The organism is Rhizobium sp. CIAT894, assembly GCF_000172795.2.
Classification (GTDB): domain Bacteria; phylum Pseudomonadota; class Alphaproteobacteria; order Rhizobiales; family Rhizobiaceae; genus Rhizobium.
Window position 1 is genome coordinate 639,824 of sequence record NZ_CP020947.1, and the last position, 23,367, is coordinate 663,190.

At 61.8% G+C, this 23,367-nt stretch carries 21 protein-coding genes and 1 pseudogene; 13 read left to right on the forward strand and 9 right to left on the reverse strand.

The window, feature by feature from the left end; genetic code table 11:
* Positions 1-213 precede the first annotated feature (213 nt).
* The 7 genes from RHEC894_RS03150 to RHEC894_RS03180 all read left to right on the forward strand — a co-directional run bounded on the left by RHEC894_RS03150 (position 214) and on the right by RHEC894_RS03180 (position 6,771).
* Positions 214-939, forward strand: coding sequence for an SDR family oxidoreductase (locus tag RHEC894_RS03150; protein ID WP_085736102.1), 726 nt, complete (start codon positions 214-216; stop codon positions 937-939).
* A 113-nt stretch (positions 940-1,052) separates the two neighbouring features.
* The gene (locus tag RHEC894_RS03155) at positions 1,053-1,877 is read left to right on the forward strand and encodes an aldolase (protein WP_085736104.1); all 825 of its coding nucleotides are present in this window, start codon (positions 1,053-1,055) and stop codon (positions 1,875-1,877) included.
* Between the two features lie 22 nt (positions 1,878-1,899).
* Entirely contained in the window at positions 1,900-3,054 is a 1,155-nt protein-coding gene (locus RHEC894_RS03160; RefSeq protein WP_085736106.1) for a Gfo/Idh/MocA family oxidoreductase, read from the forward strand.
* On the forward strand, positions 3,054-3,725 hold the full coding sequence (locus RHEC894_RS03165) for a D-lyxose/D-mannose family sugar isomerase (RefSeq protein WP_010067701.1): 672 nt from the start codon (positions 3,054-3,056) through the stop codon (positions 3,723-3,725). Before RHEC894_RS03160 ends, RHEC894_RS03165 begins: the two co-directional genes overlap by 1 nt.
* Positions 3,725-4,783, forward strand: coding sequence for a carbohydrate kinase family protein (locus RHEC894_RS03170; RefSeq protein WP_085736107.1), 1,059 nt, complete (start codon positions 3,725-3,727; stop codon positions 4,781-4,783). The genes RHEC894_RS03165 and RHEC894_RS03170 overlap by 1 nt, the downstream gene beginning before the upstream one ends.
* 132 nt (positions 4,784-4,915) lie before the next feature.
* Positions 4,916-5,704, forward strand: coding sequence for an L-iditol 2-dehydrogenase (locus RHEC894_RS03175; RefSeq protein ID WP_085736109.1), 789 nt, complete (start codon positions 4,916-4,918; stop codon positions 5,702-5,704).
* 56 nt (positions 5,705-5,760) lie between these two features.
* Positions 5,761-6,771: a zinc-dependent alcohol dehydrogenase family protein gene (locus RHEC894_RS03180; RefSeq protein ID WP_085736111.1), complete on the forward strand. Its 1,011-nt coding sequence runs from the start codon at positions 5,761-5,763 to the stop codon at positions 6,769-6,771.
* Between the two features lie 18 nt (positions 6,772-6,789).
* Here RHEC894_RS03180 and RHEC894_RS03185 read toward each other — a convergent pair whose 3' ends face one another.
* A complete protein-coding gene (locus tag RHEC894_RS03185) occupies positions 6,790-7,809 on the reverse strand; it encodes a LacI family DNA-binding transcriptional regulator (RefSeq protein ID WP_085738841.1) in 1,020 nt (339 codons plus the stop codon).
* Between the two features lie 226 nt (positions 7,810-8,035).
* Here RHEC894_RS03185 and RHEC894_RS03190 point away from each other — a divergent pair, with 226 nt between their 5' ends.
* Positions 8,036-9,181, forward strand: a complete 1,146-nt coding sequence (locus RHEC894_RS03190) for a right-handed parallel beta-helix repeat-containing protein (protein WP_085736113.1) — start codon at positions 8,036-8,038, stop codon at positions 9,179-9,181.
* A gap of 120 nt (positions 9,182-9,301) precedes the next feature.
* On the opposite strand, the gene RHEC894_RS03195 is transcribed toward RHEC894_RS03190, so the two are convergent.
* Positions 9,302-10,636, reverse strand: a complete 1,335-nt coding sequence (locus tag RHEC894_RS03195) for an O-antigen ligase family protein (protein WP_085736115.1) — start codon at positions 10,634-10,636, stop codon at positions 9,302-9,304.
* Positions 10,637-11,138: 502 nt separating this feature from the next.
* Here RHEC894_RS03195 and RHEC894_RS03200 point away from each other — a divergent pair.
* Positions 11,139-11,942, forward strand: coding sequence for a Ku protein (locus RHEC894_RS03200; RefSeq protein ID WP_085736117.1), 804 nt, complete (start codon positions 11,139-11,141; stop codon positions 11,940-11,942).
* Positions 11,943-11,975: 33 nt separating this feature from the next.
* On the opposite strand, the gene RHEC894_RS03205 is transcribed toward RHEC894_RS03200, so the two are convergent.
* From RHEC894_RS03205 to RHEC894_RS03215, 3 genes are read right to left on the reverse strand one after another with little or no spacing between them, the layout of a single operon-like run.
* Positions 11,976-12,827 (reverse strand): Ku protein, encoded by an 852-nt coding sequence (locus RHEC894_RS03205; protein WP_085736119.1) that lies wholly within the window; start codon positions 12,825-12,827, stop codon positions 11,976-11,978.
* Between the two features lie 18 nt (positions 12,828-12,845).
* Positions 12,846-13,079 carry a DUF2188 domain-containing protein gene (locus RHEC894_RS03210; RefSeq protein WP_010065974.1) on the reverse strand — a complete coding sequence of 78 codons (234 nt, stop codon included), beginning with the start codon at positions 13,077-13,079 and terminating at the stop codon, positions 12,846-12,848.
* A gap of 49 nt (positions 13,080-13,128) precedes the next feature.
* The gene (locus tag RHEC894_RS03215; RefSeq protein WP_049733122.1) at positions 13,129-13,389 is read right to left on the reverse strand and encodes a hypothetical protein; all 261 of its coding nucleotides are present in this window, start codon (positions 13,387-13,389) and stop codon (positions 13,129-13,131) included.
* Positions 13,390-13,534: 145 nt separating this feature from the next.
* Here RHEC894_RS03215 and RHEC894_RS03220 point away from each other — a divergent pair, with 145 nt between their 5' ends.
* The 3 genes and pseudogenes from RHEC894_RS03220 (at position 13,535) to RHEC894_RS03230 (ending at position 16,496) form a co-directional block, all read left to right on the forward strand.
* Positions 13,535-13,969: an OsmC family protein gene (locus RHEC894_RS03220; RefSeq protein ID WP_085736121.1), complete on the forward strand. Its 435-nt coding sequence runs from the start codon at positions 13,535-13,537 to the stop codon at positions 13,967-13,969.
* Between the two features lie 47 nt (positions 13,970-14,016).
* Positions 14,017-15,494, forward strand: a pseudogene (locus RHEC894_RS03225) (FAD/NAD(P)-binding protein).
* 108 nt (positions 15,495-15,602) lie between these two features.
* Positions 15,603-16,496 (forward strand): DMT family transporter, encoded by an 894-nt coding sequence (locus RHEC894_RS03230; RefSeq protein WP_085736125.1) that lies wholly within the window; start codon positions 15,603-15,605, stop codon positions 16,494-16,496.
* Between the two features lie 112 nt (positions 16,497-16,608).
* On the opposite strand, the gene RHEC894_RS03235 is transcribed toward RHEC894_RS03230, so the two are convergent.
* Genes RHEC894_RS03235 through RHEC894_RS03250 form a run of 4 tightly spaced genes read right to left on the reverse strand, consistent with a single transcriptional unit; the run spans position 16,609 to position 22,403 of the window.
* The gene (locus tag RHEC894_RS03235) at positions 16,609-18,228 is read right to left on the reverse strand and encodes a VOC family protein (RefSeq protein WP_206427894.1); all 1,620 of its coding nucleotides are present in this window, start codon (positions 18,226-18,228) and stop codon (positions 16,609-16,611) included.
* Between the two features lie 21 nt (positions 18,229-18,249).
* Complete coding sequence (locus tag RHEC894_RS03240; RefSeq protein ID WP_085736127.1) at positions 18,250-19,845, reverse strand: response regulator; 1,596 nt, start codon at positions 19,843-19,845, stop codon at positions 18,250-18,252.
* Positions 19,846-19,849: 4 nt separating this feature from the next.
* On the reverse strand, positions 19,850-20,275 hold the full coding sequence (locus RHEC894_RS03245) for a response regulator (protein ID WP_085736129.1): 426 nt from the start codon (positions 20,273-20,275) through the stop codon (positions 19,850-19,852).
* Positions 20,262-22,403, reverse strand: a complete 2,142-nt coding sequence (locus RHEC894_RS03250; protein ID WP_085736132.1) for a PAS domain-containing sensor histidine kinase — start codon at positions 22,401-22,403, stop codon at positions 20,262-20,264. Before RHEC894_RS03250 ends, RHEC894_RS03245 begins: the two co-directional genes overlap by 14 nt.
* Positions 22,404-22,597: 194 nt before the next feature.
* Here RHEC894_RS03250 and RHEC894_RS03255 point away from each other — a divergent pair, with 194 nt between their 5' ends.
* Positions 22,598-22,975, forward strand: a complete 378-nt coding sequence (locus RHEC894_RS03255; RefSeq protein ID WP_085736134.1) for a response regulator — start codon at positions 22,598-22,600, stop codon at positions 22,973-22,975.
* Positions 22,976-23,367: the final 392 nt, after the last annotated feature.

Genomic DNA, 23,367 nt, shown 5'->3' on the forward strand with positions numbered 1-23,367 from the left:
CCTTCTTCCCCCGCCTGACTGCCGTTCAAGTGTCGCCTCGCCATCGAAGGCGGTCAACTCAAACTTTGCCCAATCCGCCCCTTGCCTAACTCATCCCTTGTCCTCCTAAGCAGCAATTTAAAATGCTACAGCGTCCTTGGCGGCTTTCGAAAAGACGCCGCCTGCGGTCTCGGGAAGAACGCGCCATCAGCATCAGGATAGGAGGAGACGTCGATGACGGAATTGAACGGGAAGATCGCGGCGGTCACGGGTGCGGCGTCCGGCATAGGATTGGCCTCGACGGAGGCGATGCTCGCCGCAGGCGCGACGGTCGTGCTGGTGGACCGCGATCAGAAGGCGCTGGAGACGATTTGCGGCCGGCTGGGCGAGCGCGCAATTCCGCTGGTGATCGACCTGCTGGATTCCAATGCCTGTGCGGGACTGCTCGAGGGCGTCCTGTCGAAGACCGGCAGGCTCGACATCCTGCATGCCAATGCGGGCACTTATATCGGCGGCGACCTGATGGAAACCGATCTCGACACCATCGATCGGATGCTCAATCTCAACGTCAATGTCGTCATCAAGAATGTGCGGAGTGTCATTCCTCACATGATCGAACGTGGCACCGGCGACATCGTCGTCACCAGCTCCGTCGCCGGACATTCGGCAATTCCATGGGAGCCGGTCTATTCGCCGTCGAAGTGGGCAATGACGTGTTTCGTCCAGACGATGCGACGCCAGCTTCTGAAAAGCGGCATTCGCGTGGGGTCGGTTTCTCCAGGGCCGGTGATCAGCGCCTTGCTGGCGGATTGGCCGGAGGAAAACCTTCGCAAGGCCAAGGAGGCCGGCGCCTTGATCGAGCCCAAGGAAGTCGCCGACGCGATCATCTTCATGCTCACCCGGCCGCGCAACGTCACCATCCGCGATATCGTGGTGCTTCCAAGCGCCTTCGACATCTGAGCCGGGGATGAGTTCGCCAGACCCGATGTGGAAACGTTACCACATTTTCTTGACTCGCAATCCTGCTGCATTTATTCGAATGTGGAAACGTTGCCATATCTGGGAGGAGCTTGATGAAATCCGCGCGGTTGAACCGTCTTTTCGGCGTGTCTGGAAATTGTTTTGACGTTGCCATCGATCACGGCATGTTCAATGAACGGACCTTTCTCGCCGGCATCGAGAACATGAAGACCGCCATCGAGGTGATCGCGCAAGCCGCTCCCGATGCCATCCAGCTTCCCCCGGGGACCGCACCCATCCTGCAGGCGATCCCCGGCAAACATCGCCCTGCACTGGTGCTGCGCACCGACATCGCCAACATCTACGGCAATCCCCTGCCGTCCCAGCTGTTTTCCGAAATGATCGACAGGGCGGTGGAGCAGGGCGTTGGGCTGGATGCGGCCTGTGTCGTCGTCAATCTTTTGATGCTGCCGGACCAGCCGGAGGTCTACCGCGCCTGCGTGCGCAATGTGAACAGCCTGAAGCGCGAATGCGAGATCTACGGCATGCCGCTGATGGTCGAACCGCTCGTCATGCAGGACAATTCCAGGGGCGCCTACATGGTCGACGGCGCGATCGACAAGATCCTGCCGCTCGTGCGCCAGGCGGCCGAACTCGGCGCCGACATCATCAAGGCCGACCCCTGCGACAATGTCGGGGAATATCATCGCGTGGTCGAGATCGCTCAGGGCCTGCCGGTGCTGGTGCGCGGCGGTGGCCGCGTTTCGGATCAGGAAATCCTGATCCGCACCAAACAGTTGATGGAGCAGGGCGCCCGTGGCATCGTCTATGGCCGCAACGTCATTCAGCACCACAATCCCGGCGGCATGACGCGGGCCTTGATGGCAATCGTCCATGACAAGGCTTCCGTCGAGCAAGCCTCGCTGCATATCGGCTGACGCGCGTCTGGGAGGAGATGTGATGACGAAAATATTCCGCTTCGGCGTCATCGGCTGCGGCCTGATGGGGCGCGAGTTCGCCAGTGCCGCAGCGCGCTGGCTGCATCTGGCCGATGTGAAGGCACGGCCGGAAATCGTCGCCGTCTGCGATACCAACATGGCGCTGCTCGACTGGTTCAGGGATCACGTGCCGACCGTTCGGCAGTTCACCGCCGACTATAAGGAGCTTCTGGCCAATCCCGAGGTGGATGCGGTCTATTGCGCCGTTCCGCACGTGCTGCATCAGCAATTTTACATCGATATCCTCAAGGCCGGAAAACATCTTCTCGGCGAAAAGCCCTTCGGCATGGACGCCGCGCAGAACCGCGAAATCATGGCGGTTCTCGCCGAGCATCCCGAACTCCTGGTTCGCTGCTCGTCGGAAATGCCGTTCTTCCCCGGCGCACAGAAGGTCATCGCGCTCGCAAAAAGCGGGGAGATGGGGGAGATCCTCGAAGTCGAGGCGGGTTTCCTGCACTCGTCGGACATCGACCGGCAAAAGCCGATCAACTGGAAGCGCATGGCCGAGATCAACGGCGACTATGGCTGCATGGGGGATCTCGGCATGCATGTGCTGCATGTGCCCCTGCGTCTCGGCTGGCGCCCGGCCACCCTGCATGCGCAACTGGTCAAGAAAGTCACCGAACGTCCCGACGGCAAGGGCGGCATGCTGCCCTGCACCACCTGGGACAATGCCACGATCAGCAGCCGCGTACGCACCGGCGATCACGATTTCCCGATGGTGCTGAAGACCTGGCGCATCGCGCCCGGCGAATCCAACAGCTGGTACATCCGCGTTCTCGGCATGAAGAAAAGCGCATTCTTCAGCACGAAGTCGCCGCGCCAGTGGCAGTGGATGGATTATAACGGCGGTGCGCAGGCCTGGAGCACCGAGGATCTCGGATACGGCTCTCTGTTTCCAGCCATTACAGGCAAGATCTTCGAATTCGGTTTTGCCGACGCTATACAGCAGATGTGGGCGGCTTTCGTCGACGAGCTTGCCGGCGGCAATGCCAACGGTTTCGGCTGTGCGACGCCGGCCGAGGCACAGGCGCATCATGCGGTGCTGACGGCAGCCCTCAAATCCGGCCGCGAGGACGTCGTGGTCCCGGTCGTCTATGACGGGGCGTCCGCCTGATGCGGCGCTCCGAGATCAACGCCGCCTTGCGGCGGGCAAACGCGACCCTTGAGCGCTGGCATTGGTCCCTGCCGGCATGGGGATATTGGACGGCGGCGGATTTTGCCTCTCATCCCCAGGCGTCGGCCTATTTGCGCGCCCATCAGCTCGGGTGGGATGTCACCGATTTCGGCTCGAACCGGTTTGCCGAATGCGGCCTCGTGCTGTTTTGCCTGCGCAATGGCATCGTCGATATCGGGGATGAACGCACCTATGCCGAAAAGCTGCTCTTTGTCGAAGAAGGGCAGCTCACGCCGACGCACCGGCATGCGGCGAAGATGGAAGACATCATCAACCGCGCCGGCGGCGATCTCGTCATCGAATTTGCCGCAACCGATGCCGACGGCAATCTGCTGAAGGACGACGTGATGGTTCCGGTCGACGGGCTGGCGCACCGGCTCGCCGCATGGGAACCGCTGATCCTCAAGCCCGGCCAGAGCGTGACGATCCGCACCCGACTTTACCACCGCTTCTACGGCCGGAAAGGCGGCGGACCCGTCCTCGTCGGCGAGGTCAGCCAGGTCAACGACGACAACAGCGATAATTTCTTCCTCGAGCCGATCGGCCGCTTTGCCGCAATCGAGGAGGATGAGCCGCCGCTCAGACCCTTGTGGAACGAAGGAGGCCGCTGATGCGAACCGGGGAGGAGGTTGACCATCAGGGCGGTCTGAAGCAGGGCGGTATCGTTTGCGCCGGAAACTTCATCGTCGATCGTGTCCACACCCTGTCCTATTGGCCAGAACAGGGCAATCTCGCCCATATCCTGCACCAGGATCTGGGCGTGGGCGGCGGGGCAGCCAATGTCGTCACCGATCTGGCCTCGCTCGGATTTTGCGGAAAGCTGGCGGCGGCCGGGTGCATCGGCGCCGATCAGGATGGTGAGATCGTCAAGGCCCGCCTTGCGGTCGCCGGCGTCGATGTCGGGGGACTGACGGCGCTCGCCGACCGGGTGACGGCGCACACCCATGTCATGAATGTGCCCGGCCAGAACCGGACCTTCTTCTATCATGGCGGCGCCAACGATGCCGTCACCGACAAGCTTATCGCACCCGCGGCCTTCGCCAAGGCCGGTTATCGGCTGTTCTATCTCGGTTATCTCATGCTGCTGCCGGGTCTCGACCGCATCGGTCCCGACGGCCGTTCGGGAGCGTCGCGCCTGCTCGAAGCCGCGCGCGGCGCCGGGCTGACGACCTGCGTGGATTTCGTCTCGAGTGAAGACCCGGAATTTGCAGCCAAGGTCGGTGTTGCTCTGCCCTTCTGCGATTACCTGATCATCAATGAGATGGAGGCCGGCCGGGCGACCGGCGTTGTCGTGCGCGACGCTAAGGGAGATTTGATCGAAGCGGAGCTTTTGACGGCGGGTGAGCGCCTGCTGGCCGCAGGCGTCGCCAAGGGAGCGATCATCCACGCGCCGGAAATCTGCTTCTGGTTTGCGCCTGGCGCTTTGCCGATCAGGACACGATCGCGATCCGTCGATCCCGATGACATCGTCAGCACGGTCGGCGCGGGAGACGCCTTCTGCGCCGCCGTGCTCTACGGCCTGCACGAGAACTGGCCGGTCGAGCATATCTGCGCCGTCGCCCATGTGGCGGCTGCGCGTTGCCTCAAGGGTGCGACGGCCACCGACGGCATTCCCGATATATCGGTCCTCCTTTGCGAGGCAGAGGAGACGAACGCGCAACCCGCTTAGCCCCGTCAGATCAGGAGAAGGCGACGTCAATCGGGCGTCCAGTCAGAATGGAGGAGCAGAGATGAAGCTATTCGTTATGGCAGCCGTGCGCGGCACCCTTGCCGGTTTAATGGCGACCGGGGAGGCGGGGCGATGACCTATACGGAAACGGCGCGGCTATCCGGCAAGGTGGCACTGGTCACGGGAGGAGCGAGCGGCATCGGCAAGGCGGTATGCGAACGCTTCGCCGCCGAGGGCGCCAGGGTTGTCGTGGCGGATCTCGATGGCGAACGATGCGCCCGGGTGGCGGAAGCGATCGGTCCGCATGTCTGGGGCGTGGCGCTCGATGTGACCAGCCAGGACAGCATCGAAGACGCTGCGCGCTTCACGATATCGACCGCCGGTCAGATCGACATCCTGGTCAACGCTGCCGGCGTTTACGAGGTCGAGTCCATTCTGGAAATATCCCGGGAACGGACCGCTCGGGTCTTTCAGGTCAATATCGAAGGCCTGATCTTCATGACGCAGGCCGTCGTCCGGCACATGGTGGAGAGAGGGGCAGGTGGACGCATCATCAATTTCTCGTCGCAGGCGGGGCGTCGGGGCGAAGGACCTGCCGTGGCTTACTGCGCGTCCAAGGCGGCCGTCATCAGCATCACGCAGAGCTGCGCCCTGGAGCTGATCCGTTACGGGATCAATGTCAACGCCATCGCTCCGGGCGTCGTCGATACGCCGATGTGGGACGTCGTCGATGCAAAACTCGGCAGCCGGGAAGGGTTGAAACCCGGCGACGTCAAGCGCCGCGTGGCCGCCGCCGTTCCCGCCGGACGATTTGGCGCTGCCGAGGAACAGGCCGCCATGGCCGCCTTCCTGGCCGGGCCGGACGCAGCATACATCGTGGCGCAGTGTTACAATGTCGACGGTGGCAATGTCATGAGCTGAGCGCTTCGCTTCATCGGCAGGAATAGGCAATCGAGCTTGAGGTCTGGAGGAGTGGAATGAGAGCTGTACGCTTGGAGTCGATCGGGTCTTTGACCATGCGCAGCGTTGAGAAACCGGTTGCCGGGCGAGGCGAGCTGCTTGTCCGGGTCGCCGCCGCCGGCATCTGCGGTTCCGATCGCCACATGTACAAGGGCGAATATCCGACCGCGATCCCCGTCACGCTGGGCCACGAATTCTGTGGCATCGTCGAAGAGATCGGCGACGGCGTCACCCGCTTTGCCGGCGGCGAGCTGGTGACGGTCGACCCGAATATCGCCTGCGGCACCTGTCCGGCTTGCACCCGGGCGCGGCCGAACCTGTGCGAGAGACTGACCGCCATCGGCGTGACGCGGGATGGCGGCTTTGCCGAATATGTGGCGGTGCCGCATGCGCAGGCCTTCATCCTGCCGGCCGGCCTCGATCCCGTTCACGGCGCCTTCTCCGAACCGCTGGCCTGCTGCATCCACGCCATCGACAAGGCAGGGATCCGTCCGGGCGACAGCGTCGCGATCCTCGGCGGCGGTGTGATCGGCCTGCTGATGGTGCAACTGGCCCGTCTGGCGGGGGCAGGCGAGATCATTTTGATCACGCGGCAGCAATCGAGACGCCAGGCCGCCCTGCGCCTGGGGGCGACGCAGGCCTTCGACCCGAATTCTTCGGACACGGTCGCGTCCGTTGGAGAGGTCACCAAGGGCGGCGCCGATGTGGTCATCGAGTGCGCCGGCGTCAGCGACACGCTGCAAAGCGGTCTGAGGATGGCGCGGCGCGGTGGCACCTTCGTGCTGTTCGGGGTCACGCCTGCGGGTGTCGAGGTGCCGGTTCTGCCCTTCGATCTGCTGATCAACGAAGTCGATATCAGGCCCGCCTACCTCAACCCCTTCACCCATTCGCGCGCTGCGGCAATGGTCGCAAGCGGAGCATTGGAACTGGACGCATTGGTCACCAGAACCATCGGTCTCGACGAGGTCGCCGACGTGGTCGGCAACGCGCCATTGCCGGGCGAGATCAAGGTCATCGTCCGGCCTTGACTTCGGAGATCCATCTGCTCAGTTGCGGACGGGACCGGTGGAGTCGCGCGCGATCAGCGTGACCGGCACTTTGACGATTGCACCCTGCCGGGATTCGTCGCCCGTTTGCTGCGCCTCGATCAGCGCTTCCAGCAACCGCGCTGCCTGCTGCCCGACACCGCGGATCGGCTGTGCGACCGTTGTCAGCCGTGGAAAGACGTAGGCGGCCTCCGGCAGATCGTCGAAGCCGACGACCGAATAGTCGTTCGGAACAGAAGATCTGCGATCCTGGATGGCATGGATGGCGGCAATCGCCGAAATGTCGGTCGTGCCGATGATCGCGGTGACCTCGGCGCGCGACGCCAGCAATTCCCGCGCCAGCCGGTAGGTCTCGGCGAAGCTGTGTTCTTCCGCCATCGCCACCACGGCCGGCGCGATGCCGTCTTTTGCCATTTCTGCCGTGATGCCCTGAAGGCGAAGCTGGATCGGCTGGCTGTGTGCCGGTGCCCCGACGATGGCGATCGCCCGGTGGCCGAGGTCGATCAGATGGCGCGCCATCAGCCGTCCGCCCTCCTCGTGATCGGCCATGACGGCGTCGTCGGCGATGCCGCTCAGCTCGCGGTCGATGGCGATGACCGGGATGCGAGCGTCCCGCAGCACTGCGAAATGCTCGATGCTGCCGAAAGCGCTTGCGACGATGACGCCGTCGACGCGCTGGGCGAGCAGCATGGAGAGATAGCGCACCTCGTGGTCCATATTTTCCGCCGTGCTGCAGATCAGCGTCTGATAGCCGTGCTGGAACAATTCCTGTTCGATCGCATGGGCGAGGATGCCGAAGAAAGGCACATCGATCGACGGCAGCATCAGTCCGATCATCCGGCTTGGCGCACCGCGCAGCATGCGCGCACCCTTGCTGGGCGTATAGTTCAGCGTTCGGATCGCCGCTTCGACGCGGTCCCTGAGTTCAGGCGAGGCATAACCGCTGTTGTTGAGCACGCGCGAGACCGAAGAGACTGACGTTCCCGCAAGTTTGGCGATATGTCTGATGCTGGTCGTCACGTGCTCGCATTTCATTAATCAATCACTGGATCACTAAAGCATGTCGCGCAACACCGTGCAGCGGTTTTGCGGTAACGGTATGCGTAAAAACCGCATCAGGCGAGCGTTGCGCACTATGGCGCCGGCACACCTGATTGAGAAGCCAGATGATTTACAAATATTCAAACATCCGCCACATGCTCTCTGCTTAATTCCCCCCGCCGCACCGGTATCGAAGGAAAATGCAATGACCGCCATCTTGCGAAAGAAAGTTCACGGCGCCTTCACGCGCGGGCAGGTGATCGATGGCGCCGAAGATATCGGCGTCGCCTATCAGGTGTTTTCCGATACGGTGATCGAAGACGTTATCGTCAAGAATTCACCGCGCGGCTTCAAGTTCCACAACGGCAAAAACCTCACGATCCGGCGCTGCGAAACGGAGAACGTCAACGGCGACGGCATCTACCTGACGAAGACGACGGACGTTCTTCTGGAGAACAATCGCATTGGCGCAGCACCCGGTCAGGGGGCGGACTGCTGCCAGTTCGCCTACGAAAACAAGGACGACTATGTCAGTTCCAATGTCGTGATCCGCGGCAACCTCCTGCTTCAGTCGCCGACCAGCACCTCCAACAAGGGCGCGCTGGTCTGCGATAAAACCCGAAATTACCTCGTCGAATACAACTTCATCGGCGGCAAGAATTTCTCCTTTTCGTCGATCGGCGATGGTGCCGTCGTGCGCAGCAACATCATGCGCGACGGCAGGATGAATGATTATTCCTTCGGCTACGGCATCGGCGACAAGGTCGACCATACCGGGCACCACGTCTATGACAACTGGATCGAGAACACCAATCGTGGCGTCAGCCTGAGCGGCTTTTCCGATCAGGAACAGGCATTCCGCAAAGACATCGATATCCACGACAACGTCATCAGCCAATGCGACATCGCATTCTTCGCCAACCGCCCGTGGTCCGGCAGTTTCCGGCGCAACATATTCCTGCGCTGCGAGCAGGATATCGTTCTGAAGGGAAGGGGCAAAGAGACCGCCGGCGATGTCGACGGCAATTATGTCAATGACGGCAGCTTCCTGAACGTCACCCCGCCGCCGCTTGTCTTCAAACCCGACGGAAAAGCCTCCGTTTCATCAGGCCAATGGACATCCGAGCCCGATGAGATCCGCATCCAGTGGCGCGACAAGGGGATCGACATACCAGGCGCCAACCGGCCCTCCATCGCCGTTGCGCCCGGCATGGAATTGTCCTGCGTGCTCTTGGCCCGCAAGGACGAGAACTGGATGCTGGCGATCGCCGAGGCCGCCTATGACGACTTCACCCCGCGCGCATGGCAGGAACACAGGCTGCCTTGGCAGAAGCGCTATCTGTCGATTTGAGCAGCGTCGCGTTGCTCGTGTGCAGTTGAGGCACACGACCCCTATAGGCCCACGCGATGGCCGATGAAGATGACCGCGACGAGAGCGGGGGAATGAGCCGCACAGACGTCGAGCACCCCCTCAAGCCTGGCGTAGATTCCGGTTTGTCCGCAACCTCGGACGCAGTTCCGAGAGCGCGATGACCATATGTGGCCAGAGAATGAAAGGTGCCAGCATCATGCCTGCCTCGGTCATGGCTCCAAGCATGATGAGGATGATGATAACGATCTCCTTTCGCCTGGCGCCGGATTCTGCGGGGTCGGGGTCGACGATCGTCATCTTCCTGAACAGGCGGGTCAGCAAAAATAACGTCCATGCGGTAATGCCTGGAATGCCGATATTCAGCGCCAGTTCGAGATAGGTGTTGTGGGTCGATCGTGCATCGAAGGTGACCTTGACATACTGCTCCATGACCTCGGGCTGGCGGAACATCGCAAAGCCGTAACCTGTCAGAGGCCGGTCCCATATCAGCGGCAACAACTGTTCCCAGATATTGGTGCGGCCTGAGAAGGTAATATCTTTGCCGAATGCTTCTGCAACGGCTGAGGCCACGCCGAGATAAACGAAGCTGGCGCCGAAGCCGACGATCAGGAACAGCAGGAAGACGACGAAGGAACGGAAAAGACGGTTCGGGTAGATGTGAATCACGCGAACGCCATAGAGCATCATGCTGCCGAACATCGTCAAGACGACAGCCGTCGAGGACTTGGTTGCGACGATCAGGACGAGAAGGCAAAGCATTGCAGCCCAGCGTATCAGGGTACTGTAACGAAGCCGGCCGAGTTTCTCCGTCGACAGCAGGCAGACAAAACTCACCGAGCAAAACTGCCCCAATGTGTTCTTATGATAAAAGGCACCCTTGACCATGCCCGCATAGCTGCCGCGCATGATGGCGAATTGCGGGAAAGCTGCTGTGTAGACAACGTTGATAAATGCGGCGGCAATCGCAAAACGCCCGAGTACTTTGAAGGCTTCGACATTGCCGTAGCGCGCGCGGTACAGAAGAGGCGGGACCGCGAGAACGATGACCGCGGCCAATCCCTTCAAGGATGCGCCTCTGTCGATCGAGAAGGCGATCGATGTCAGGCAGGAAATGCCGACAACGACGATAAACGGCGAAATTCGTGAGAAGACCCGCAGGAATTGTCGTTGCTCCAGCAGAAAATATAAGCCCGACAAAGGAATAAGGCCGTAGAGCAGGAGTTTCATTGGCAACGGGTCGACCGCTGCGCCGTCGTCGAAGTTTGCAGGCAGGCCGTACCACATGCCTGTCGCCCGCCAAAGCGACGCGTAAAATGCGATTGTCAGAACCAGCTTTGCCAGCACATCGCGCCTGACGCGCCACCGGGGCGCTGCCCGCCGGTGGTAGCCGGCTGGATAGTGGTTTCTTGCTAACGCTGCATTTTCTATCGTCATCAAAGGCTCTTATAAATCAATCTGCAGAAGCCCGGCGTTCGCCTCGATCAAGGCATGCCGGTATTCGATTGAACTGAGGCGGGAGCTATTTTTGTGCATCCTCGCTTCCTCTCCGGAAGAACGAATTCATTTGGCCGTTCGGCAACTTCCCAGTTTCGCAAACTGCCCATTCCGGTGGGCGATACAGCCAGGTCAAGCTTGTCCAGTGGCTTCAAGCCCATTGAAGCGGCACTCTCACTTCGCCATGCGGCGCGACCTTAAGCGAACTTATTCCGTGAATCCAGCCGATAAAACCATGTCATCATGTCGCGCCGTTTCTCCGTCCGATCGGCAGCCAACAGAAACTGTGGCGCAGCGGGTTTAAGGGCAGCGTTCATCGGCTGCGTTTCGGAACTGTTGGAACGACCCGGGCGGCATTGGCAGAAAACCGCAATTTTCGGAACCAAACACCGCATCCGCCGTTGATTGCAATGCCCAACCGTGTCCGGGAGGCAGGACAGACATGGCACGTCAGACATTCTGGAAAGGCTATCTCAAGCTTTCGCTCGTCACCGCCGCCGTCTCGCTGACGCCGGCGACGACGGAGAGCAACAAGGTGCGGTTCCATGTGCTCAATCGCCAGACGAAGAACCGCGTCGAAAGCCGTTATGTCGACAGCGTCACCCACAAGCCCGTGGCGGACCGGGACCAGGTGAAAGGCTATCCGCGTGGCGAGGACGATTATATCATGCTGGAAGACGAGGAGATCGAGGAAGTCGGGCTCGAAAGCACCCGCACCATCGATATCGACACATTCGTGCCGCGCGGCTCGATCGACTGGATCTGGTACGACAAACCGCATTTTCTGGCCCCCGAGGACAAGGTCGGGGTGGAAGCCTTCTGCGTCATCCGCGAGGCGATGAAGGCGAATGATGTCGTCGGCATCGCCCGCCTCGTGCTCTATCGTCGCGAGCGTGCCGTGCTGCTGGAGCCGCAGGGCAAGGGTATCGTTCTCTGGACCCTGCGTTATGGCGACGAGGTGCGCGAACCGGTGGCCGAACTCGACAGCAAGGCGGCGATCGACAGCAAGCTGCTGGCGCTGATGAAGCAGCTGGTGAAGGAAGAGACGAAAGATTGGAGCCCGGCCATGGTGCAGGATCCGATCCAGAAGCGCCTGAAGTCGATGATCCGCAGCAAGCAGAAGAGCCTGAAGCAGGCCGCGCCTGCGAAAAAACCCGCACCGGTGAAATCGACCGGCAACGTCGTCAATATCATGGATGCGCTGAAAAGGAGCCTGGCCGCGGAGGACGGGAAGCCGTCGCGTTAAATCGCGCCACGCCTGATAGGTTCGAGAGCCGCCTCAGCTTGCCTTCTTCCTGTGGCTGTCGCCGCGCGCCGGCGTCTTCTTCGCCGGTGCCTTCTTTGACGAACCCTTGCTGCTCATTCCGGCGCTTTGGCGCAGTGCTTCCATCAGGTCGACGACCTTGCGTTCCGGCGGCTGTTTCTTCTTCGGCGGTGCCCGGCCCTCGATCTTCGCCTTGACCAGTTCCACGAGGGCAGCCTCGTAGCGATCCACATATTCGCTCGGTTCGAAACTGCCCTGCTTGGTGCCGATGATATGGCCGGCAAGCGCGATCATCTCCTTGTCGAACTTGATGTCGGGAATGTCCTTGAAGACGGTGTCGGCCGAACGCACCTCGTAGTCGAAATTCAGCATTGTGGCGACGATGCAGTCGTCATGCGGGCGGATCAGCAGCGTCCGGTTGCGCCGGAACAGCACGGCTTCGGCAAGGGCTGCGACCTTGCCGTCGCGCATGCCCCTTGCGATCAGCGACAGCGCCTCTTCGTCATGCGCGTCGACGGGGGCGAGGTAGTAGGGACGATCGAAATAAAGCTTGTCGATATCGTCGTAGCCGATGAAGGCCTTGATATTCAGCACCTTGTCGCTTTCCGGCATGAGGGCGGCGATTTCGTCGCCCTCGATGACGATGTAGTCGCCATTCTCCATCTGGTAGCCTTTGACCTGATCGTCCCGCTCGACCGGTTTGCCGGTCTCGCTGTCGATGAATTGCCGTTCCACCCGATGGCCGGTCCTGCGGTTGATGATGTTGAAGGAGACGCGGTCGGAAGAGGAAATGGCGGTGTAAAGCCCGACGGCGCAAGCAAGGTCGCCCACCTTCAGATGACCTTTCCAGCTTGCCCGCGCGGCCATTCCATCCTCCGTTGTCAATCAGAGCCGACCGTTGCTCTTGTCGGTTTCGAGTTCCTGGAATGCCCAGCCGCGTCCATCGGGCGCGGGATAGGCCAGCAGCGCGTCGCCATCGCCGATCTTCTGGCGCGACGCGGCGTCCCTGGCGTGAACGATCGCTTCCTCGGCCGTCGCATAGGTTTCCGACAGCGTGTCGCCGAGCTTGTAGGCCCAGCCATTGTCATGCGGCACGATCTGATAGGTGATATCGGCCATTTCGGATCTCCTCTTCTCAATTGGATAGGGAGCATGGCGGCATCATACTCTAATTTCGATTGGTTTTGCGCCCCTCGTCGAGGGCGATGATTTTCTCCACCGAAGCGATATCCTCGCTGGTGACGACGGGAACCGGATCGGTGGCAATCGCCTCCAGCACCTCCTGCGAGACGGCGCCGTTGCGGATTGCCCATTCCAGCGTCTCGCGTGTTTCCCGCTCGGCCTTGAGCTGGGCATAGAGCGCGACGATCAGCCGATCGCGGGCGTCCATGCGCCCGCCCTGGCGATCCATTCTGCGGACATGCGCCATCGCAATCCACCTTTGTCACTGATTTCGTTCAGGTGTAATCAACTGCTGACGGATGGAAAGGTTCCGAAACCGACAGGCAGCCGTTGCCCGGTGCGGCGCCGGCCTGACATTGTCATCTGCAGAATGTTCACGAGAGGATTTCATCATGGTCGATCTCAAGGCTCGTCCCCGCCCGACCGGCGCCACCGCCGTTCTCGGCCGCACCGGTTTTCCGCATGTCACCTCCGCCACCAGGGGCGAGATCGATATCGTCACGTCGCCGTCGCAGCCGGGCTTCAATCCGCTCGACCTGCTCTATTCCTCGCTGTCTGCCTGCCTCGTGCTCAGCGCCCGCATGGCCGCCAGCCAGATGGGCGTTCTCGACAGGATCAGCGAGATCACCGCCGAGGTCACCGGCGAGAAGGCGACCGAAGGCCTTTCGCGGGTTGCCAGGTTCAACATCGCCTTCTCGATCAAGGGCGATATCGACGAGGAAAGCCGGCGCCAGATCGTCCATGCGGCGGAGGATGAGATCTGCACGGTGAGCAATACGATCCGCGGCAATCCCGATTTTTCGACGACGATATTGGGACAGGCTTAATCTACATAATATTTATAGACAATTACCGGCAGAGGATTGCGCGAGCAATATCCGGCTTCTATGCTCGGGCATCGCAAGCAACATCCCGGCCGCCATGCATTCCAAGTCTCCTCCGACGTCCGAACCGCCCGTCGTCGCCATCATCGGCGGCGGTGTCTCCGGCGTGGGTGTCGCCTATCATCTCGCCCGGGCGAGCCGCGGCGAGCATCCCGTCATCCTGGTCTTCGAGCCGCGCGCCGAGCTCGGCCGCGGTCTTGCCTATGACACCGACGATCCGGCCCACCGCATCAATGTTCCAGCCGCCAAGATGAGCCTGCAGCCGGACGAGCTGGGCGAATTCCAGGCCTGGATCGAAGCCGGTGACGCCGCCGCTGACGATCCCGGGGCAAAGCGGCCCGATGGTTCGCTCTTTCCGCGACGCCGGCTTTTCGGCGATTATGTCGCCTCCCTGCTGAAACCGTTGCTGGAAGACGGCAGCGTCCGTCACTGCCGCGCTGCGGTGACGAGTGTCGAGCGCCATGCCGGCCGCTGGACGATCCGCGACGATAAGGGCGGCGTCACGCAGGCCGATATCGTCGCGATCGCCACCAGCCATCCGCCGCCGGCAGCCCCCGGCCGGCTTGCGAGCCGGCTTGCAGCCCATCCCCGTTTCGTTGCCGATACCACCAGGCCCGGCGCGCTTGCCATGGTCCGCCCGCATGACCGGGTGCTGGTCATCGGCAACGGCCTGACGGCTGCCGATGTCATTGCCTCGCTGGCCGAGCGCGGCCATGACGGTCCGGTAACTGCGATCTCGCGCCGCGGCCTGCGTGCGCGCGGGCATGCGCCGGTGCCGCAGCAGCTCTTCGGCGATTTCATTTCCGATGCGGCCCATTCTGCCGTGTCCCTGCTGACCGCGATCCGCGCCGCCATCGAGGCGGCGAAGGCGCAGGGCATAAGCTGGCACGGCGTGCTCGATCAGGTACGGGCGCAGGGATATGATCTCTGGCAGGCGTTGCCGGTTGCCGAACGCCGCCGCCTCGTCCGCCATCTCAGACCCTATTGGGACGTGCACCGGTTCCGCATCGCGCCGCAGGTCGAGGCCGTGCTCGACACGGCGGTTGCCGCCGGCCGCCTCGAAATCCTTGCCGGCTCTGTCGCCGATGCGCGCATGTCAGGCGAGCTCATTCTGGCCACGCTGCAGCTACGCCATCAGCGCCAATCGTTGCAGCGGAGCTATGACGCCGTCGTCGTCACCACCGGCCCCGCGCATGGCGGCATTCTCGAAACCCAGCCCTGGCTCGCAGCCCTGGCCGCAAGTGGCCACCTATCGCTTGATCCCACAGGCCTCGGCCTTGCCTGCACCGAGCGCTCGGAGGCGATCGGCCCGTCGGGAAAGGCGGATCCTTCGCTGCTGATCTCCGGCCCTTTGGCGCGCGGCACCTTCGGCGAGCTGATGGGGCTGCCGCAGGTGACCGAGCATGCCTTCTTCGTCGCCACCGAGATCGCCAGGAAGCTGCGGGTGAACGACACGCATACCGCCTGAATTTACATCCCTGTGTCGTTCATCGGCTGTCGTTGATGATCGACTTCTGATAGGCAGGCGGCTGCACCTCCCACCGCCTGCTTTGGGCGATCAGAAAATATCGAGATCATGTCACAGGCTGACTCCACCCTTTCCGAAGCCGCGCCTTCCAACCGCCTTCCCCTGGCGGCGCTCATTCTCGGCGGGGCGGCGATCGGCGGCTCGCCGATCTTCGTCCGGCTTTCCGAGGTCGGGCCGATGGCGACGGCCTTCTGGCGCGTGGCGCTGGCGCTGATCCCGATCGTCTTCGTCTCGCTCATGAAGACGGAGAGGGGACGGAAGCCGCAAAGCCTTTCCGACTACGCCCTGCTCATCCTTCCGGGCCTCATGCTGTCGCTCGATCTCGCTGCCTGGCACCTTTCGCTGACCATGACCTCGGTTGCCAACGCGACGCTGCTTGCCAACCTCGCCCCCGTCTTCGTGACGATGATCGCCTTCGTGTTTTTCCGGGCGAGGACGAGCGGCATCTTCCTGCTCGGACTTATCCTGGCGCTGGGGGGCGTCGTCATTCTGAAGGGCGGACCGGCAGCGATCGGCAATGGCGACCTCGGCGGTGACGGTATCGCGATGATCGCCGCCTTCTTCTATGCCTGCTATATCCTGGCGATCGGCAGGCTGCGCAGCCGGTTCGATACGATCCGCATCATGCTGTGGAGCACGGCCTCGGCTGCCGTCTTCATCTTCCCGGTCGCTCTCGTTCATGAGGGCCATATGCTGCCGGCAAGCCTCTATGGCTGGTCGATCCTCTTCGGTCTTGCCTTTATCAGCCATGCCGGCGGGCAGGTGGCGATCACCTATGCGCTGGCCTATCTGCCGCCGGCTTTCTCCTCGCTGACGCTGCTGCTGCAGCCGGTCGTCGCGGCAATCCTTGCCTGGGCGCTGCTGAACGAGGCGATCGGAACCATGCAGGCGTTCGGCGGCGCCGTCGTGCTTGCCGGCATCATGGTCGCCCGCCGAGGCTGATCGTTAAAGCGCGTCGCGTCAAACTTGATTCATGCGACGCGCATTCGCTTTTTGTTTTTACGCATGTCGTTGCCGCAAAACCGCGGCACACCTTTGCGCGACATGCTCACATCTAGCGGTTTTCCTGCAGCAGCCATTTCTGGATGATCGGCACATCGGCATCGCCGAGATCGTGGCCGCCGGGAATGACGTCGGAATCGACCGTGGCGCCCGAACTCTTCAGCCGCTCTTCCAGCTCGCTCGCATATTTGCCGTAGGCATCCGTCTTGCCGCTGATGACGAGCAGGTCGGTGCCTTTGAGATCGGCATGCGGAAAGTCGCTGAGAACAGGCATGGAGCGCAGCAGCACCGCCTTGTGAACCAGGTTCGGGTGCAGATAGAGCAGCGAGTTCAGCAGATTGGCGCCGTTGGAATAACCGACATAAACGACCTTTTGCGGATCGAGACCATAGGATTTGACCGCGCCTTCGATAAAGGCCGCGAAGGCCTCAGCCTCGGTCTTGATGTCGTTCTGGTCGAAGGAGAAGGGGGTGATGCGCTTGTACCAGCGCGGAAACCCTTCCTCCGTCGCCCGGCCGCGCACGCCGAGCAGCGTCGCACGCGGCGCGGCCTTGTTGAGCAGCGGCATCAGCGTCGTCTCGTTGCCGCCGGAGCCGTGCAGCAGCACGAAGACGCTGCCGTCGGGATCCGGCGGCGTATAGAAGCGATGGACGAATGGCAGCTCGCGGTAATTGATGCGCGGCTGGCCGGGCATTGCAAACTGCGGCAGTACGACCTTCAGGTCGTGGAGATTGGTGATCGCTTCGGGTGGCGCGAACAGCTTCGTCCCAAGGGCGGCCTGCTCTTCGTCAACGAGCATGCCCGGCTTGTCGGTGGCCAGCTCGATCAGCGTGCCGCCGGGCTCGCGGGCATAAAGCGAGCGGAAATATTTGCGGTCATGCAGGTTGGTCGGCGATGCGTCGATCGTTTCCAGGGCCTTGCGGACCGAATGCAGCGTCTCCTCGTCGGCGGCGCGGAAGGCAACGTGATCGATCGTGCCGGTGCCGGGCGCCCCGGACCAGAAGCCGCGCGCATCGCGCACGTCGATAATGTCGCCCGATTGCGAAACCAGCCTGTCGATCGTGCCGCGATTGGCCTGGAAGCGGTAACCGAAATGGTTCTCGAGAAAGCCGCGGCTTTCGGCGGGCTTTTCCGTCAGCATGGTCGCGCCGCGCACCCGCTGGACGGCGTGCTCGACCGGGATCGAGGCGCCGTCCCAGGCGGCCGGCGAGGTGACGTGCTTTGCGCCGACGAGCTTGAGGATGATGTTGTCGGGATCCTTCAGCCTGAGCACGGGCTCGCCGAACTCGTCGGCCGGTCCCTCCGAGCGCAGCCCGAAGCTCATGGCGCGCGTCAGCCAGTAGCCGATGCTTGAGGGGTTGATCGACAAAGAGATTTCGCTGATCTGGCCGAAGCCTGCCCGGCCCGGCGCGCCGTCTTCCCAGACCAGGAAGGTGACCAGCGACCCCGGCGTTCCCGCCGCATCGCCATAGAGGAGATGAAGCTGCATCGCATCTTCGTAGCCGGCCGTCTGCTTGACGAGCCGCATGCCGAGAAAGCCTGCGTAAAAGTCCACGTTCGCCTGCACCTTGCGGGTGATGGCCGTCACGTGATGTATGCCTGATACCATCTGGAGCAGTCCTGATTGAAGCGGCGTCGTCAGGAGCGCGAGTATGAAAGTTGCAAAGATCATACCGTTGCCAATGACCACCGCTTAGTTTTGTTCCGCACAAAGCGCAAGCGAATCGCCGCGCTGCAGCAACTCCAGATGATCGACATCTTCGAGGGCCTCCTCCAACTGCTGCAGGGTCGGGGGCTTGACCATATAGGCGCGCGCGCCGAGATTTCTGGCCCGCCGCCTGTCGCTTTCGTCGCTTGACGTGCTGAGAATGCAGACGGGAATTTGGCGAAGGCGGACATCGGCCGAAAGCGCATGCAGCACCTCGAAGCCATCCATGATCGGCATGTTGATGTCGAGCAGCATCAGGTCGATCTGCGGTACGTCGGCGATGCCGGCGCGCTCTTCCAGCAGCCGCATCGCCTCGCGTCCGTTGGTGGCGACATGCAGGTTGAAATTCACCTTGTCCCGCCGCATCAGCTTGATCTTCAGAAGCTGAATGTCGGCCGGGCTGTCCTCGACCAACAGCACTTCGGCGAGCCTGCCGGGCCCTTCGCCCGGCTGCTCCGCCGGTTTGCCGCTATGTGGGATGGCCGGTGCGGCGGGCGGCGCGGGCCTCGCCTCGGCGATTGGTACGTCGACAATGAAGGTGGCGCCCGGCCCGTTTTCCGCCTCGCACCAGATCGCGCCGCCGTGCAGTTGTGCGATGCGGCGGCAGATGGCAAGGCCGAGCCCGGTGCCTTCTATGCCGCGGCCGACGAGACGCTTGAACGGCTGGAAGATCAACTCGCGATGCTGCGGATCGATGCCGGGTCCGTTGTCGCGCACGGTGAGGCGGCACATGTCGCCATGCGCTTCGCCCGAGATCGTCACCTCGGGTATTGTCTGCTCGCAGTAGCGGATGGCATTCGACACCAGGTTCTGCAGGAGCTGGGTCAGCAGCGTCGCATCGCCCATGACCTCCGGCAGTGCGCCGCGGATAACGACGGCGCCGCGGCTTTCGGTCTGCTGGCGCAGATTGTTCTCCACCTGATCGAGCACGTCGGAAAGCGAGACCGGCGTCAGCTCAGGTCCGCCGGAGGCCTCGAGCCTGGTGAAGCCCGAGACCTTGACGATCAGGTCTTCCATATGGTCGGCGGCGCTGAGCACGTATTCCAGCAGTTCCCGGTCGTCGGCCGGCAATGCTTGAGAACCATGCAGGATGCGGCTGAAGGATTTGATCGTCCTCAGCGGCTCCTTCAGATCATGGGCCATGGCGCGGGTGAAGATCTCGAGCGATTGCCGCTTCTGCTCCAGCCTTGCTTCCAGCATGCCGTGCATGATGGCGTTCTGGATGCAGCGATGCAGGGTTTCCGGCGACAGCGAATCCTTCGTCAGATAGTCGCGCGCGCCGCTCTTCATCACCTCGACGGCGACGGTTTCGCTGCCCTGGCCGGTCAGCATGATGACGTTGGCGACGGGATCGTGTTCCAGGATGTCGGCCAGAACGCCGAGCCCGTTGCGTCCCGGCAGCGAATAGTCGAGGAGGATGCAGTTCGGCCGTTTGCGGCTGTTCAGCGCCAGGCCCTCTTCACCCGTCTCCGCCTCCAGGACGGTATAGGCGGTGCTGGAGACGCGGCCCAATATGCGGCGATAGACCTCGCGATCGTCGATATTGTCGTCGATGATGAGAATGCTGCAGTCTTCCGCCAATCTGTCAGTCCTCGAGCGGCAGGATGGCGATTTCGAACCAGTATTCCTTCAGGCGCTGGATCGCGGCGAACAGCCCGTCGAGATCGACCGGCTTTTGCACATAGGTATTGGCGCCGAGCGCATAGCAGCCTTCGATGTCGCGCTCGTCGTCGGAGGTGGTCAGAATCACCACCGGGATCTTGCGCCAGCCGGCGTTCGATTTGATCGCTTCCAGCGTCTTGCGGCCGTCGAGACCCGGCATGTTGAGATCGAGCAGGATCAGCCCCGGCTTCGGCACCATCGCCGCGAGCATGTCGAGCGCTTCCTGCCCCGAGGCCGCCCAGCGAATCGAATTGCGCAGGTTGGTGCGTTTGAAGGCCCGCATCGTTGCTTCGAAATCGTCTTCGCTGTCCTCGACGATCAGGATCGGTTGCGTGTCACGCTGCTGCATTCTGCCCCTCGCGCTTCTTTCCCAGGGTGAAATAGAATGTGGTGCCGGCGCCGACCTCCGATTCCAGCCAGATATCGCCATTGTGCCGCGCGATGATCTTGCGGACGAAGGTCAGGCCTGCACCGGTGCCGTCGTCTGAATCCTGCGACTTTTCCAGCCGTTTGAAAATGCGGAAAATGTCCTCATGGAATTCCTGGGGTATGCCCTTGCCGTTATCCCTGACGAAAAACACGTTGCGGGCGACCGTGCCGTCCTTGCCGACGAACCGATCGAGATAGCCGATCGACACGAGCGGCGCCGGCTTGTCATTGTATTTGATCGCATTGGTGATCAGGTTGCGGAACACTTCGGTCAGCCGCGGCGCGTCACAGACCACATCCGGCAACTGCCCGTCGATGATGACCTTGGCATGACGCTCTTCCAGCAGGAGCTCCATCGTCGCCACGACATCTTTGACGATCAGGCCGATATCGGTGCGTTTGACCGCCAGCTGCTGCCGCCCCAGCCGGGAAAAATAGAGAAGGTCGTTGACGAGTTTCTCCATCCGCTGGCTGAGGCGCACCAGCCGGTTCAGCCGGCGCACGCCGTCGACGTCGAGCTTGTCCTCATAGTCCTCCAGCAGGAAACGGGAATGGTTGTGCAGGCCGCGCAGCGGCTCCTTGAGGTCATGCGAGGCGATATAGGCGAATTCGTCGAGGTCGTGGTTGCTGCGCTCGAGTTCGGCCGTATAGGCCTCGAGCTGGGCCAGCGTCGTTTTCATTCGCTCTTCCTGCCGGGCGCGCTCGCTGATATCGCGCACGATACCGACGAAGATCTTCGAATCGCCGGTGGCGACGGCGCTGATGGAAACGTCGATCGGAAAGACGATGCCGCTCTTGCGCCGTCCGGAAACCATGCGCGTCGTGCCGATGATGCGCTCCTCGCCGGTCTGCCGGTAATGGGCGAGATAGCCGTCGTGCTCGGAATGGTAGGGTTCGGGCATCAGCATCTTGATATTCCGGCCGATCGTCTCCTGCGGGGCGTAACCGAACATGTTTTCGGCCGCCGGGTTGAAGCTCCTGATCGTTCCGCTCTCGTCGATGACGATGACGGCATCGGGCGTGCCGCGCACCAGCGCGCCGAAGCGGACGCGCTCGGTTTCGAGGTTATGATTGTTGCGCATGAAATAGAAGACGAGGATGGCGATCAGCCAGAGCGTCGCCGCCGTAATCGTGCGGTTGGCGATTTCCTGCCAGAATGCCACCTCGTTGTGCCTGACGGCGAAAAAGCCGAGCATCAGGAGCACGGTGCAGACAAAGGCGAAGAAAAGCGGCGCGTTCCTGTTGCCGAACCAGAGCGCCGTCAGGACCAGCGGCACATAGAGAATGCCGTTGGCCACACCGAGCGGCGTGTAGAGATCGACGAGAAGGCCGGTGAAGCAGACCGCAGCCGGGATCCAGAGCGGGATCTGCGCCCGGTTCGCCGGCTGCCTCCACCAGGAGCGGGCGAGAAGCCCCGAGCCGAAGATCACCATGCCGACCGCCGTATGCAGCGCCATCGCCGCATAGGGCCCCCAGCGGTAACCCTGTTCGGCATCGGTGACATAGCTGGCGAGCGCGATCATGCCGAGGGTGATGACGACGTAGCTCGTCAATTCCTGCACCACCTGGCTTTTCCGCTCCGCGTGGAGAGCGAGCAGCAGCGAAAGATTGGCGATCAGGAACACCAGCGCCGTGTTCGGCCCCATGCCGCCGCCGATCTCAGCGATGAATTCCGGTGGAACCAGGAACTGCGTGATCAACACGTCGACATTGTGGAAAGTCCGCCCGATGGTGATGATTTCCAGCAGCCGGGCCGCAGCGAACGCCGCCGCAAGCCCTGTCATGATCGTTGCCGCCAGCCGAAAGCGACGGGCAGCCAGCGTCGAGGCAGCAAGCCCCATGCCGGAAAGCACGAAGCAGAGCGCGGTGTTGAAGGCCATCGACGGGAAGCTGGGGACGAGCGAAATGATCACTTTGATCTGCAGCAGCCAGCCGGCAATCGCGCTCAGCCCGAGAAAGACCATCAGGCAGCCGACCGCAATCGCAAAGCCACGGTAGCGCTGCCGCCGCCGCTGGTCCTGAAGGTCCACGTTGCCCTTATCCTGCACCCGTCGTGTCCTCCTCGCTTCGCGTCGCCATTTTTTCCGAAATCGAGGAATACTCAATAGGCAGTGGAGGGCGGCGCTGTGCTTTTGGCGAAATGATTTTTCGATCGGATGGATCGAATTTTCGTGAAATCGCGGTATCGTGACGTTGAAGGACAGCGAAGTTCATTCGAACAATATCCAAATCACGGTGCTGGATGCCTACCATAATTTACGTCGACGACAGCAGGGATGATCTCTTCTATCTCGACTATATCCGCAGGAAGCAGCAGATAGAGGTCGACCTATTCTGTTTTTCGACCGCCGAGACGGCGCTGGCGGCGCTGGAACAGCGCGCGGCGGAAGGCTGGGCTCTGCCGGAACTGCTGGTCGCCGATCTCTATATGCCGCTCGACAGCGGCATCGGCCTGGTGAGCAGGCTGCGCCTGGACGATCGTTTCAAAGCGATGCGGCTTGCCGTCTGCAGTGGATCGGATGCGGCCGAGGACCGGGCGCGCTCACTTGCCGCCGGCGCCGATACCTATCTGGAAAAGCCGCTTGACCTTGCCAGCATTCTTCTCAATCTTGAGATGTAGGAAGCGGCGCAAGCCCGCCAAGCCGTTCCCTGTCCTTTGTCCCGGCCATATGGCAAGCCGCGATTGACAAGGTCGAGGACGCATCACAAGATGCAACCGAAGCGAAGGGAATGCTTCGCAAAATAAGCGTTGAGAGAGCCGATCAACCCGTGTTCGCCGCCACGAACATCAGCCAACCCCTTAGCTGAATGGGCCGCCGACTCTCTCTCGCGCTTACGTCTGGCACTGCCTTCGCGTATTCATGGATGTTAAATGCGCGAAGAATACGACACCCAGGTAAGAACTACTGCCCTCAGTAAATTAAACCCGTGCATCACCTGTAGTTGAGATAATTGATGATTTCCGCCTTAGATATCGAAAGTCCCCGTTTTCGATCTCCGTCATCAACCGTC